This is a genomic window from Pseudomonas triticifolii (genome assembly GCF_014358015.1).
GTDB classification, from domain to species: Bacteria; Pseudomonadota; Gammaproteobacteria; order Pseudomonadales; family Pseudomonadaceae; genus Aquipseudomonas; species Aquipseudomonas triticifolii.
This window is the reverse complement of the sequence record NZ_JACONV010000033.1, coordinates 17,220-31,036: the sequence shown is the minus strand read 5'-3', so window position 1 is coordinate 31,036 and position 13,817 is coordinate 17,220. Positions and strand designations below refer to the sequence as shown.

The 13,817-nt window shown below is 59.2% G+C and carries 13 protein-coding genes; all 13 read right to left on the bottom strand.

Features of this window, described 5'->3' with window-relative positions; translation table 11 throughout:
* Positions 1 to 13: 13 nt before the first annotated feature.
* The 13 genes from H8S56_RS23605 to H8S56_RS23545 all read right to left on the bottom strand — a co-directional run bounded on the left by H8S56_RS23605 (position 14) and on the right by H8S56_RS23545 (position 13,806).
* Positions 14 to 2,404 (bottom strand): efflux RND transporter permease subunit, encoded by a 2,391-nt coding sequence (locus H8S56_RS23605; protein WP_024687820.1) that lies wholly within the window; start codon positions 2,402 to 2,404, stop codon positions 14 to 16.
* A 27-nt stretch (positions 2,405 to 2,431) separates the two neighbouring features.
* A complete protein-coding gene (locus tag H8S56_RS23600; RefSeq protein ID WP_080266098.1) occupies positions 2,432 to 3,493 on the bottom strand; it encodes a YCF48-related protein in 1,062 nt (353 codons plus the stop codon).
* Between the two features lie 214 nt (positions 3,494 to 3,707).
* Positions 3,708 to 4,865 carry a glutathionylspermidine synthase family protein gene (locus H8S56_RS23595; protein WP_024687818.1) on the bottom strand — a complete coding sequence of 386 codons (1,158 nt, stop codon included), beginning with the start codon at positions 4,863 to 4,865 and terminating at the stop codon, positions 3,708 to 3,710.
* Positions 4,866 to 4,877: 12 nt separating this feature from the next.
* Positions 4,878 to 5,636 carry a DUF1190 domain-containing protein gene (locus H8S56_RS23590; protein WP_024687817.1) on the bottom strand — a complete coding sequence of 253 codons (759 nt, stop codon included), beginning with the start codon at positions 5,634 to 5,636 and terminating at the stop codon, positions 4,878 to 4,880.
* Positions 5,637 to 5,663: 27 nt separating this feature from the next.
* On the bottom strand, positions 5,664 to 6,089 hold the full coding sequence (locus H8S56_RS23585; RefSeq protein ID WP_024687816.1) for a DUF350 domain-containing protein: 426 nt from the start codon (positions 6,087 to 6,089) through the stop codon (positions 5,664 to 5,666).
* 13 nt (positions 6,090 to 6,102) lie between these two features.
* Positions 6,103 to 6,765, bottom strand: a complete 663-nt coding sequence (locus tag H8S56_RS23580; protein ID WP_187519934.1) for a YjfK family protein — start codon at positions 6,763 to 6,765, stop codon at positions 6,103 to 6,105.
* Positions 6,762 to 7,787 carry an ion channel gene (locus tag H8S56_RS23575; protein ID WP_024687814.1) on the bottom strand — a complete coding sequence of 342 codons (1,026 nt, stop codon included), beginning with the start codon at positions 7,785 to 7,787 and terminating at the stop codon, positions 6,762 to 6,764. The genes H8S56_RS23580 and H8S56_RS23575 overlap by 4 nt, the downstream gene beginning before the upstream one ends.
* Positions 7,788 to 7,872: 85 nt before the next feature.
* The gene (locus H8S56_RS23570) at positions 7,873 to 8,430 is read right to left on the bottom strand and encodes a rhomboid family intramembrane serine protease (RefSeq protein ID WP_024687813.1); all 558 of its coding nucleotides are present in this window, start codon (positions 8,428 to 8,430) and stop codon (positions 7,873 to 7,875) included.
* A gap of 29 nt (positions 8,431 to 8,459) precedes the next feature.
* Complete coding sequence (locus H8S56_RS23565) at positions 8,460 to 9,167, bottom strand: PspA/IM30 family protein (protein ID WP_024687812.1); 708 nt, start codon at positions 9,165 to 9,167, stop codon at positions 8,460 to 8,462.
* Positions 9,168 to 9,193: 26 nt separating this feature from the next.
* A complete protein-coding gene (locus H8S56_RS23560; protein WP_024687811.1) occupies positions 9,194 to 9,847 on the bottom strand; it encodes a YjfI family protein in 654 nt (217 codons plus the stop codon).
* A gap of 189 nt (positions 9,848 to 10,036) precedes the next feature.
* Positions 10,037 to 12,703, bottom strand: coding sequence for an aminopeptidase N (pepN, locus tag H8S56_RS23555; RefSeq protein WP_187519933.1), 2,667 nt, complete (start codon positions 12,701 to 12,703; stop codon positions 10,037 to 10,039).
* 12 nt (positions 12,704 to 12,715) lie between these two features.
* The gene (locus H8S56_RS23550) at positions 12,716 to 13,549 is read right to left on the bottom strand and encodes a DUF2797 domain-containing protein (RefSeq protein ID WP_024687809.1); all 834 of its coding nucleotides are present in this window, start codon (positions 13,547 to 13,549) and stop codon (positions 12,716 to 12,718) included.
* On the bottom strand, positions 13,546 to 13,806 hold the full coding sequence (locus H8S56_RS23545) for a YeaC family protein (RefSeq protein ID WP_003368468.1): 261 nt from the start codon (positions 13,804 to 13,806) through the stop codon (positions 13,546 to 13,548). Before H8S56_RS23545 ends, H8S56_RS23550 begins: the two co-directional genes overlap by 4 nt.
* Positions 13,807 to 13,817: the final 11 nt, after the last annotated feature.

Below are 13,817 nucleotides of genomic sequence, written 5' to 3'. Positions count from 1 at the left end.
ATAACGCTGCGTATCAATGGGAAAACAGTGAATTGCCCACCTTCCCCGCCATTTTCTCCGGCTTGATCAGGAACCGCGCCAGTGCTGGCAACAGCCACAGTGCGCCGAACATGTTCCACAGCAGCATGAAGGTCAGCATCAGCCCCATGTCCGCCTGGAACTTGATCGCCGAGAAAATCCAGGTGCACACGCCAATCGCCAGGCACAGACCGGTAAACAGCACAGCCTTGCCCGTGGACTTCAGGGTTTCGTAATAGGCTTCCTGCAACGGCAGGCCTGCGCGCAGGAAACTCTCCAGACGGCTATAGATGTAGATACCGTAATCGACCCCGATCCCCACACCCAGCGCCACCACTGGCAAGGTCGCAACTTTCACGCCGATGCCCATGAACGCCATCAGCGCATTACCCAGCACCGAAGTCAGGACCAGCGGCAGGACAATGCACAGCGTCGCCGCCCAGGAACGGAAGGTGATCATGCACATGGCCGCCACGCAGATGTAGACCAGCACCAGGATGGTCAATTCGGACTTCTTGATCACCTCGTTGGTGGCCGCTTCGATACCGGCGTTACCGGCCGCCAGCAGGAACTGCATGTCAGGGCGGTTGTTTTCCTTGGCGAAGTCCTGCACCGCATGCACTGCGCGATCAAGGGTTTCAGCCTTGTGATCGTTGAGAAAAACCAGCAACGGTGCCAGCGAGCAGGTGTTGTTGTACAGGCCATCGGCACGGGCGATGGAGTTGTTGAGCACGTCCTTGTTGCGTGACAGGGTTTCCCATTTCAGGTTGCCCTCGTTCATGCCCTTGATGACCTGCTTGGAAACCGTCACCAACGAAATCGCCGACTGCACGCCCTGGGTGTTCTCCATCTTCCAGGCCAGTTCGTTGATCGCCGCCATGGTTGGATAGGCCGAGCAGCCCTCGGGCGGCGTCTTGACCATCACCACCAGGACATCAGAGCTGGTGGAGTAATGATTGATGATGAACGCATTGTCCTTGTTGTAACGTGAATCGGGACGCAGCTCCGGCGCGCCCTGATCCAGATCGCCGATCTTCAGGTTCTGGCTGTACCAGAGGCCACCACCGAAGGCCAGCAGCGCCAGCACGATGGAAACCGGGGCAACTTTTGCGCTGGCGAAGTTGGACAGCAGTCGCCAGAACGGATGCTCGGACACCGCATCCTGCTTGCTGCGATTGATTGCCCGTTTGCTGATACCTGCGTAGGAAATCGCCACCGGCAACAGAATGAGGTTGGTGAACACGATCACTGCCACACCGATCGACGCACCGATGGCCAGCTCGCGAATCACGCCGATGTCGATGATCAGCAGCGTGATGAAACCCACGGCGTCAGCCAGAATCGCGATCATACCGGGCAGGAACAATTGGCGGAACGTACGCCGCGCCGCCATCAATGCGTTCTCCGCATCACTGGATTGCAACGCGATCCCGTTGATCTTCTGTACGCCGTGGGAAATGCCGATGGCAAAGATCAGAAACGGCACCAGCATCGAGTAAGGATCGATGCCGAACCCCACCACATGCATCAACCCCAGTTGCCAGATAACGGCGATCAAGGTGGTGATCAGCACAGCGATGGTGCTGCGGATGCAGCGTGTGAACCAGATCAGCAGTACCAGCGTGATCAGAAAGGCAATGCCGAAGAACATCACCACCATGAACAGACCGTCGATCAGGTCGCCAACCTTCTTGGCGAAACCGACAATGTGAATCTTGATGTTGGGGTTCTGCGCTTCGTATTTGTCGCGAATCTTTTCTTCAAGCTGGTGCGAGAACTGCTGATAGTCCAGCGCCAGCAACTTGCCTTGATCGGCCGGGTCCGGGTAGGACTCCTGCAACGGCACATCGATGATGCTCGATTTGAAGTCGTTGGCGACCAGCCGCCCGACCTGTCCGGACTTGAGCACGTTGTTACGCAGAAGATCCAGACTGCCTTCGGAACCGTTGTAACTTTGTGGAATGACCTCGCCCCCCGCAAAGCCCTCCTCAGTCACTTCGGTCCAGCGCACGCTGGGACTCCACAGCGATTTAAGGCCAGAGCGATCAACGCCGGGGATGTAGAACACCTCGTCACTGATCTGGCGCAGCGTTTCCATGTACTGCTTGGAGAAGATGTCGCCGTCTTTGGCTTCCACCGAGATACGCACGGTGTTGCCCAGGTTTGCCAGCTCGTTACGGTGCTCCATCATGTTCTGAATGAACGGATGGGACAGCGGGATCATTTTTTCGAAGCTGGTGGACGGGCGAACCTGAGTGGCCTGCCAGAACAGAAAAATACTGGTCAGCAGACACAGAATGATCACGGCCGGGCGGTTGTTGAAGATCAGGCGTTCGAGAAAGGTCTCTTTTCCGCCGGAGTGCTGAGTGTGTTGAAGATTGGTCATGCCTGAATGTCCCCGCCCTGAAAGGTCTTATTGTTGGGTCGTCTCGGCGCCCGTTGGCGAGGTGACGCGTACGCCTCCTTGACCTACCAGAATCAGATTGCCTTGAAGATTGGAGGTCACGCCCGCCAGCGAAATACGGTCGGGGCGGTTGAAAACCTGAAACGTTTCGCCGTCATCGCTGCTGCGCATCACGCTGCCGCCGTTGCCGACCAGCACCAGTGAACCGTCGGCCAGCAGCGACGCGCTGGCAAGACCGAACTCCAGCGGTCCACGCGCACCTTGCAGCTCGATCGGCTGCCAGCTGTCGCCGAAATCGCTGGAGCGAAACAGGTTTCCGCGCAAGCCATAGGCCAGAAGCGTCGAAGGACTGGCCGTGCCGATCACCCCGAACAACGAACCTTGATAAGGGCCTTCAAGTTTTTCCCAGGTCTGCCCCTCGTCGCGGGAGCGAAACATACTGCCAGCCTCACCGACGATGAACAGCCCTGCGTCCCTGACCTGTGTGATGCCGTTGAGGTGGTACTGATCTTCGTTATCCAGGCGATCACTGACGTCTTCCCAGTGCTGTCCGCCATCCGTGGTGGTCAACAAGGCACCATAGGCACCGATGGCAAAGCCGTTTTGCAGATCCTTGAACCAGACATCCAGCAACGGAGCCTCGCGCGCCAGGTCCTCGAACTGCTTGTTCCAGGTCTTGCCGCCGTCGCTGCTGCTCAGAATCTGCGCATCGTGGCCTACGGCCCAGCCGTGTTGCTCGTCGACAAAATAAACCGCGGTCAGCAATTGGCGAGTCGGGACGCGCGCCTGGACCCAGCTCTTGCCCTGATCGTCGGAATACAGGATATGACCGTGGTCGCCGACAGCGACCAGTCGCGCGCCCGCATGAGCAACGTCCAGCAGCAGACCGCGCGAGGCCTTGGCCGACTCGATGGCGTAAACGGCGCTGGTATCGGCATTCGTATTGGTGTCGGCAGCCGGCGCTGCTGCCGGATCGGACGCAGCCATTGCCGGAGCCGCCAAGCAGAACAGCAGCATTGCCAGGGACATGCCCGCACGTGATCGGGTGCGCCGGTAGACAGGCTCACTCATGGACTCTCCCCTCTTATTGTTATTCAGGCCCTGGATCGACCCGTTCGTACCGTCCAGACGCTCGCGAGCGCTCTGGCCGTACCTTTCTGGAAGCCACGCCATCCTAGGCAGTTTTGCAAATGCCTGACAATCGACATGTCGTTATCTTTTGTTAAGCGCACTGAGTGTGATTGATGCGCTATCAGCGAGCCTGATACAGACGGCCTGCTTGTGCTCAGTCGATGACGACGTGCGGCAGGAAGCGGCTGGTGTCCTTGGTGATGAGACTGTCATCTTCACGAATGCCGATCCCCGAGGCCAGATCTCCGATCACCCAGGAGCCGATCAACGTGTAGCTGTCGTCAAAGCGCGGCAGCGGCGAGTACGCCTGAAGAATGTAAGGCGCGTCGGTATAGGGGCCGTCCACCGCAATCACCTGATCGCCAGGGGTGCGCATCTCGATGTTGGCGCCTTCGCGGGAAAAGTAAGGCTTGCGCACCCACCCCTTGGGCACGGGTTGCCGAGGATGGTGATCGACATGGGACGCCAGCAGGTTGGGGTGGCCTTCGTTGAATTGCCACAGCAGCGGCAGAATGCCCTTGTTGCTGAGGATCGATTTCCAGGCAGGCTCCACGAACTGGGTGCCGCTGGCCGCCACGTGCTTACCAAACGACTCATGAAAGATGTGCTCCCAGGCATGCAGCTTGAACAGACGCTCGATCTGTTGGCCTTCCAGGTCGACGAAGCGGCCGTCTGCGGTCAGCCCGATGTCCTCGATGTCGATATGCCTGGCGTTGATGCCAACATGGGCCGCCATCCGGCGCAGAAAATCGGTGGTGCCCCGATCCTCCACCGACCCGGACATGCAGGAGAAATGAAACGGACCCGGACGAGGAAATTCGGCGAAGGCCCGCACAAGATCCTCGGCGATGGAATTGAACTGCGTGGCATGAGCGGGCAGCACGCCACGCGCCATCTGCTCCTCAAGCCAGAGCAACTGCACAGCCCCGGCCTCCATGAGGCTGGTCGGCGTGTCGGCGTTGATTTCATACATCTTGGCCGGGCCCGTGCCGTCGTAGGCGAAGTCGAAGCGTGCGTAGAGATGCGGATGCCCCTCCTTCCATGATGTACGGATCAGGTCGAAAAAGGCCTCGGGAATGGCAAGCTGTTCGAGCAGTGCCTCGCTGTCCACGATCCGCCCTACGGCGTCCATGCACATCTGGTGCAGCTCCTGGGTCGGTGCTTCCAGATCGCGGGTAATCTGCTGTTCAGTGAACAGGTAATACCCGCGCTCATCCCAGTAGCGTTCACCGTCGATGGTGTGGAAGTTGAATCCCTCCCGCTCGACGGTGGCCTGCCAGTGCGGCCGCTCTTCGATACTGATCTTTTTCATGGGGCGGATCCCTTAGCCTCCGAAACTGCTACCGCTGCTGCTCTTGCCGCTCCAGCCGCTGCGCGCGGATGCCTGACTGCCGAAACCGCCCCGCGAGATCGTCGAGGAAACCGACGAGCCGGAACCGGAACCTGAACTGCCCAGGCTGCGTCCCAGTGTGTTCTTGTTGTAACTGCCGGCGTTGGAGCGGGCCTGGTTCGAGTTGCCGAAGGTCTTGCCGCGGTCCATCTGACTGGACAATGTGGAACCGTAATACCCAAACGTCCCGCCGCCGGAATTGCGGTCATCGCGCGTCTGGTAGATCGGCTGGGAGTAGTAACGATTGTTGCCGAACCCGTTGCTCATCAGGTTGCCGATCAACAGACCGGTCAGCAGGCCGCTGGTACCGCTCATGCCGGCAGGTGCTGCCTGGGCCACTTCCTGATTGGCCCGGTCCAGCGCCGACTTGGGCACATTGCCTTCGAACCCCAGCTCGAAACCGCCCAGCTTCGGCATGTACTTGCCGTCAGACGTGACCTGGCAGTAGTCCGGGACGAAGTCGGCATCGCAAGAGGCCTTGTCATCATAGATGGGCGCGATGCGTCGGTGATCGGACAGCGCCTGCATGTAGGCATCCGAGCACACATCCACCGGAACCTTGGCCTCGGTACACTCCTGCACGGACTTGAAGTTGGCCTGGGCCTTGAAGTTGGGCTCGTCGCTGGAACCACAGCCGGCAAGGGCCAGTGGAAGCGTGCTGGCAAGCACCAGTTTTACTGAACTGCGTCTCATCGTGAGTCTCCTTGACCGTCGCCGCTGTCAGACCGAAGGGGTCATGCAGGCCGCGTTGAGAAGACCGACGCTGATCGCGACGCTGGCCGAATAGATGGCAGCCGCCATTTCACCCTTGGCGATACGGGTCGAGAGACCTTTGAGCACCAGGCTGGTCACGCCGAAGGCCGCCAGCTGCACCACGGCCGCAATCACCACCCAGACGATGACGTCCAGAATGCCGATGCTGTAGGTGATGATATTGCTGGCCGGCAGCGCGAAACCGATCAGCGAACCGCCCAGAGCCAGCGCAGCAGCGCTATTGTTCTCGCGGATCAGCGCGAACTCCTTGTGCGGCGTGACGCGGCTGTAGATGAACTGGAACAGGGCGAACAGGATGGCCGCCACCAGAATGTACATCACAAAACCAAACACCGCGGTGGCGTTGAGCGACATACGAAGCGCGTCGATCATGAGGATTTCCTTGTCATAGAACGTTGATATCAGTGGATTGCAGCGTGACGCCAACCGCCGTGGTCAGGGTAATCGCCCCCTCTTCGTCTTCTTCGACCGAGAAAAGCAGAAACTCGCGACGGTTGATCAGGCCTGTTTCACGGGCGTACAGCATGCTCAGGTGTTTGACGCGGTAGGCACCGTCAGGGCTTACGATGTCTTCGTCCAGAGGCGTCAGTTCAGTCTGTCCGGTTTCGGTCCCCCATTGCCGTTCGAACACTTCACCTTCGTGTTCGTAGGTCGGCAGGCCGATCTTCGAGCCAGGACCGGTCAGACGCAGCAGCTCGTCCTTGCTGGTGATCGGCGCGGCACTGTAATAGCCGAACAGGATGATGTCCTGAATATCCTCGGCGTTCGGGCCATTGGAGACCACTTGCAGGAAGTAATCCTCGTCATCCAGATAGAACCGCTGCAGGGTCAGCGATTGCCCAAGGTCGATCCGGCCGACGGCCCAGACCTTTTCATCTCCCGGCACGACCACATAGGAATGACCTTCAAGCAGCATCTTCAGCGAGGTGTCCAGACACAGCATGCGGCCGGAGGCCAGGCCCAATGCACCAGACGAACCGGTGGCAGGGGTGCCTTGAGTCGGGCCCTTGGGCGCTTCCAGCCCCATGGCACGTTTAAACCAGTTCATAACGCATTTCCTCGAAGGCGGCTGGAGGCGATGTAGAAGATTTCCCCGCCCACAATGGCAACATCATTGGCGGGGTTGATCTGAAATTGCGCCATTGAGGAGGCGCGATAGCCGATCAGCGTGGCGTTGAAGTCCTGCCGCAGGCGCATATACAACTCGCCACAGGAGGATGTGTAGTCGGACGGCAGCACATGGCGGAACTGGGTAGCGCCCTGCCCGATGCACAGCAGTTCGGTGATGACCGAGCTTGAGCCCGGATCCTGAGAGGAACGAACCAGCATTTCGATCGCCATGTCCGAGGTGCATTCCAGTTCGGGCGCGTAGGTTCTGGCCAGCGCAGCCCGCTCGGAGTTGTTGAAGTGCGCGACGACATGGCCGGTCGGCCCAAGATTCTTGAGCGTCAGGACAATCGCCAGGGACAAGCTGTCGGACTGAGTGTGCACCAGAATGCGCTGCGCACCGATGACCCCGGCACGCAACAGCAGCGCAGGCGAATCCAGCGAGTCGCCCTTGATGAACGAGGCGCGACCCGGCATCGGGTTTTCGACAATCAGTGAATCGCAGATCACCAGGCCCGTGCCTTGGGTGGCCGAGTCCTGATTGAGCAGTTCGACAATGCGCTCACTGGTTTCACCGTCCCAGCCGATGAGCACGGTATGGCCGGTGAGTGTCGAACAGTCGCCCTGTCCTTTCATGTTCCGTCTCCAGATTTCACCGACCGATGTCGACGCCTTGCCAATGACCGTGGTCAGCAAGGCGATACCGCCCAGCATGATCCAGGTGGTCGTAATGATCTTGCCCCAGCCGGATTTGGGCGACAGGTCGCCGTAACCCACAGTGGTGGCGGTGGTGAGGTAGAAATAAGTGAAATCGACACCCTGAACAAGGTGTTCCTCGCCCGCCAGACTCAACAACAGCCAGGACACGATGTAATGGGTGAGCAGCAACAAGCCAATGCCTGCCCAACCGAACCGTTCGAAGAACGCCGAGGTATGACGCCGAACCAACAGCAACAGGGTCATCCGTTCAAATCCTTGAGTCAGATTGCATTTCCTGACGAGCCGATGACGACCCGCGCTTCCCCGCAATACCCTGCCACCCTGTCGGTCAGGCAACTTCAGCCGGCAACGTCCTGGCGTGCATCAGCCGGGCAACGCCTATGCCGGCAACTGCACCGGCCAGATGTGATTCAAATGAAACACCGGCCACCGGAATAAACCCGTAGATCAGCCCGCTGTAGCCCACCAATGCAATCATCGCCAGCAGCAGGCTCATCAGACTGCGCTGATACCACGCCCGCGCCAGTAGATAGGTCCACAGGCCGAAGATCAAGCCGCTCGCACCGACATGAATGCTGGTGCGTGCGAACAACCAGACCAACAATCCGCCCAGCAGGCAAATCAGCCCTGCCACCCACGCGAAGCGCCTAACGCCCTCCGTTGCAACCAGCCAGCTCAGGATCATGAAGGGCAACAGATTGCCGAGCAAGTGCTGAAACGAAGCATGGATAAAGGGCGCAAACACAATGCCCTGCAAGCCTGAAACTGTACGCGGGATGATGCCGTACCCGATCAGGCTGCCAGCGGTGAACGAATTGACCACCTGCACCGCAACCAGCAGCAGCGACAGCGCGAGGACGACCTGCAATCGTGTCGAGAAACTCATTTACGCCCTCGCCCGTCTTCTTGAATTGCTTACGGTGCAGGCGTCTGGCTTTTGGCTTTCAGGCGCGCCAGCACATCCTCTGCACCACCGCTTTTGGCGCCAATCCCGGCGTCCTGAAGGCGACGTTCCAGATCGCTACCGCTCGACTGGCTGGCCAGTTCTTCGGCGGCTTCCAGCTTGGCATCCTGCTCGTCCTGACGCTGTTTGAGTCGCGCCAGCGAACCGACTGCAGTCTCGACCGCGCCGCTCGCACCGCCGGTAGCGGTGGCTGTTGCGACGCGGGCCTTTTGTACGGTTTCGCGCGCTTTGGCCATTTCGACCTGCTGCTTGAGGCTCTTGATGCGCGACTCGGCCTTGATGACCTGATCCTGCAGCAGACTGATCTGCTTGCTGAACTGGTCAGCCAGCTCCTTCTCCTGATCGCGCAGGGCTTCGATCTCGGCAATCTTGGTCGCGCATTCCACGGCCAGCGCTTCTTCGCCCTTGTTCAGGGCCTGCATGGCGCGGCCTTCCCAGTTGGCGATGCTGGTGGCGTGTTCTTCAAGGCGCTGGGCCGACAGCTTGTGCTTGGCCTTGATGGTGATCAGGCCGTCTCGAGCCTTGATCAGGGCATTGTCGGCGTCGCGGATCTCCTGATCCAGAATACGGATGGCGTTGGCGTCGGCAATCGACTCGCCCACTTCGGAAGCACCGCCACGAACGGCGGTAACCAGTTTTTTCCAGATGCTTGTTGTCATGAATGCGTTGCTCCAGACAGGAGTGATCAGTAAATGAAATGATCTTCGAAGGCGTCGGCCGCACGGATCACGTTATCCGCGAGGGTGAGAATTTCCTGAACGATGACGGTCAGGGAGGAAGCAGCGCTCAAGGCACCAAACAGGCAATAGACCTCCTGACCGTCTGCCAGCTTTTCGATCCCCACCGACGACAGGGGAAACAGATCACGACTGCGCAACACTTCACTGTTGAAGGCGGCCACGTCCTTGATCTTGTTCACCTCGATCAGGGTTGCGTCGGCCAGAATCTGATCGCCCTCGACCGCGATGTAGATCGGCAGATCACCGAAATCGGCCATGGTCAGCTTGATGCCAGCCGTGTCTCCCGCGAGCACGCCCATTTCGATCTTGCCCTCAGTGACCAGATCCAGTTCGGCCAGGGCCTTTTGCAGAGAGCTGATCGTCCAGTTGGTGTTCTCGGTCATGAAATCCTCCAGTTTGATCCTGTCACCCAGAAAGGGCTGCCTTAACGCTTTCTCGATCCCCCGCAGGGCATCGACATTCTCGGGCCGTATCCAGAACTCTCGCTTGACCAGCCCGGCGTCCTTGAGTCGTAGACGCATTTCACGCATGTAATCGGTGGAGCTCTTCGGTGCCTTGGCCGGGACGGTTGCGTTATCGCCTTGGGGTTTACGAGGCATTGGCGCTTCCTCTTGCATGTGGCCGTGTATCAGGCACCTAACGTATCAGATGTTTTCATAGCTGGATATGTATCACATGTGAGTTTTTTCGTAGGATTTTTCAACAAAACAAATAAAAAGGGCCGTCCACCGCAGTGGACAGCCCTTTTGTTCAGGGTGCCAACATCACACCCTTGATGCCATCAGTCTTTACTCGGCCAGGCTTTTGCTGACCACTTCATACACGTCTGGCGACAGCTTGCCGGAAGCAAGGATGCGCTCAAGTTCAGCCTTCATCAGCGCCTGACGCGCGCTGTCGTATTTGCGCCAGCGGGTCAGAGGTGCCAGTTGGCGAGACGCGATCTGCGGGTTGAAGCCGTTCAGTTCGATCACCAGGTCCGCCAGGAAGCGATAGCCGGAACCGTCCGCCGCATGGAAATTAATCAGATTCTGCGCGGCAAAGGCACCGATCAACGCGCGGACCTTGTTCGGGTTCTTGATGTTGAACGCAGGATGCTGCATCAGCGCCTTGACCCGCTGCAGACCGCCCGGCTGAGTGCTGCCAGCCTGAACGCTGAACCACTGATCCATGACCAGCGCGTTGTCTTTGAAGTTCTCCGCGAACACGGCCAGCGCCTTGTCGCGCTCCTCGCTGAATGGCGAGTTGACCAATACCGCCAGTGCAGTGAGGCGCTCGGTCATGTTGTCGCTGGTGTCGAACTGGTCGATGGTCGCGGCCAACACTTCTGGCTTGCCGCTGAGCATGAGGTAGGACAGCGCGATGTTCTGCAATGCACGGCGCGCGAAATGCTCGGCTTCGGCCACGTAAGGCGTGACCCTGGAAACTTCACGGTTAGCCTGATAACGCGTCCAAAGACCGTCGAACAGGCTGTCCGCCAGTTGCTGACGGGCAAACTCGCGAGCCGCGTGAATAGCCTCGACATCGGCCACTTCGCTGATTTCCGTGAGATACGCTTCGCCGGGCAGCGAAAGCATTTCCGCGACCATCGCCTGATCCAGTTGCTCATCCGCCAGCACGGTGCCCAATGCCTTCACCAGACGCGGGTCCATGACCAGCGCCTGACCTTGCTGATGCTGACCAATCATTTCCTGAAGCACCTGCACGGACAGTTGCTGACCGGCATCCCAACGGTTGAAGCCATCGCTGTCGTGCTGCATCAGGAACATCAGTTGGTCGCGGTCGTACGGGAAGCTCAGTTTGACTGGCGCCGAGAAGCCACGCAGCAAAGAAGGCAACGGCTTTTCAGCCACATCGACAAACGTGAACGTCTGCTCGGCTTCAGTCACCGACAGCACCCGCGTGGTGCCGCTGGCTGCCGCTTCGCCCGACAGGCGCAGCGCAATGTCATGACCCTGGCTGTCCAGCAGGCCCAGTTCGACCGGAATCACGAACGGCTGTTTCTGATCGCCCGGCTGGCCCGGTGTGGTCGGGCAGCTCTGGCGGAACGTCAGGCTGTAAGTGCCCGCCGCGCTGTCGTAGGACTCGCTGACCGCCAGACGTGGCGTACCGGCCTGGCTGTACCAACGCTTGAACTGGGTCAGGTCGATGCCGTTGGCGTCTTCCATCGCCTTGATGAAATCGTCGCAGGTCACCGCCTGGCCGTCATGACGTTCGAAATACAGGTCGCTGCCTTTGCGGAAGCCCTCGGCACCCAACAGGGTGTGAAGCATGCCGACCACTTCCGAGCCCTTCTCATACACCGTCAGGGTGTAGAAGTTGGAAATCTCGATGAAGCTGTCCGGGCGCACGGCATGGGCCATCGGGCCTGCGTCTTCGGCGAACTGGTGAGTGCGCAGGAAGGCGACGTCCTGGATGCGCTTGACCGTGGCCGAGTTCATGTCGGCGGAGAAACCGGCGTCCCGGTAAACGGTGAAGCCTTCCTTGAGCGACAGCTGAAACCAGTCACGGCAGGTCACACGGTTGCCCGACCAGTTGTGAAAGTATTCATGCGCCACGATGGCCTCGACGCGCTGGTGCGCAGCATCGGTAGCGGTTTCGGCACGGGCCAGCACGGCGCTGGAGTTGAAGATGTTGAGACCTTTGTTCTCCATCGCGCCCATGTTGAAGTCGTTGACGGCGACGATCATGAAGATATCCAGGTCGTATTCGCGACCGTAGGTCTCCTCGTCCCAGCGCATGGACTTCTTCAGGCTGTTCATGGCGTGCTGGCACTTGTCGATGTTTTCCGGCTCGACATAAATGCGCAGGGTCACGACCCGCTTGCTCAGGGTGGTGAAGGTGTCTTCGACACACCACAGGTCACCTGCCACCAGCGCGAACAGGTAGGCCGGTTTCATGAACGGGTCTTCCCAGGTCGCCCAGTGACGGCCGTCTTCTTCATCACCGCTGGCCACCGGATTGCCGTTGGATAGCAGAATCGGGAAGCTGTGCTTTTCAGCACTGACCGTGGTCGTGAATTTACTCATCACGTCAGGGCGGTCGAGGTAGTAAGTGATCTTGCGAAAGCCTTCGGCCTCGCACTGGGTGCAGAACATGCCGCTGGACTTGTACAGGCCTTCCAGCGCCGTGTTGGTTTCCGGGTGAATGCGCACCGTGCTATCGACCGTGAACCGCTCTGTCTTGGGGTGCAGGGTCAGGTGATCTTCGGTCAACTGATAATCGGCGGCTGTCAGTTCGACGTCGTCCAGATTCACCGAAAGCAGCTCCAGGTGCTGCCCGTCCAGCACCAGCGGCGGCAGACCGGCACCACGGGCGGGGTTGCGGCGCATCACCAGTTGCGCGTGGACCAGCGAGTGATCGTCGAACAGCTCGAACGTCAGGTTCGTTTCGTCGATCAGGTACTCGGGCGCCTGATAATCCTTCAGGTAGATCATGGTCGGTTGTTCGGTGCGCATGCTGGAATCCTTTTACTGATGCACGGCCAGCTGGTAGGCCGTGTATTTGCGAATATTGATCACGCCCGTATCGAAGATCAGGTATTGCCCCTTGATCCCCAGCAGCGTGCCCTCGGCAATCGGGTTCTTGTCCAGGTTGAAGCTCACGATCTTGGTCGGGTACGCCTCGACCGGATAGCGAAACTCGACTGGCTCGGCGTCATGAAGTAATTGGATGGCTTGCAGGCCGAATCGTTCTTGCAATCCCAGCAAGCCCGCGCCGCAGGTCTCGAACAGTTCCTGGCGGATGGCCTTGAGGTCCACGGGCTGGGCATCGCCCTTGAGCAAGGCGCGCCAGTTGGTCCGGTCGGCTACCTGACTGCGTAGCAGGTCTTCGACAAAGCCCGACTGCTGACGCGTGGCGACGCGCAGAATCGGCAGTGCCTGACTGGCGCCCTGGTCCAGCCAGCGGGTCGGCAGCTGGGTGGAGCGCGTGATGCCCACCTTCACGCCTGACGAATTGGCCAGGTAGACAATGTGGTCAGTCATGCAGAACTGCTCGCCCCACGCCGGATCACGGCAGGTGCCCTGATCGTGATGGCATTTTTCCGGGCTCATGATGCACACGTCGCACTGCGCCAGCTTGAGCATGCAGGGGTAGCAATAACCCTGGCTGTAGCTGGATTTGGTCTTGCGACCGCAGTGGCTGCAGTGAATGGCACCCAGAAATTCCAGGCGTACCGTCTTGCCGATCAGCGGGTTGACCGCGATCTCGGTATCGCCCAGGCGAAACGCGTATTGCACCAGTGACGAATCGTCCTGGCGCACCGACATCTTGTTTACAGCACCGCGTCCAATCTCAATCAATGGATAGCATCCGACTTGAACAGGATGTTGGGCACAGGTGCCGATTTGGAAGCGCACTCCTGCGGGCCCATGTAACCGGTGCGCTGGTCTTCAGGCAGGTTCTGCGCTTCCCAGGCGATCAACGCCTGCAGCGACAGCTCGCGCTGTTCCTGAGTCAGTTTGCGGCCGTCGGACCATTTGCCGATTTCCACGGCCAGTTTCAGGCTCTCGTAGATATCCGGGGTGATGTTTTCAATCATTTCTATAAAAGACGACATGGCGCACTCCA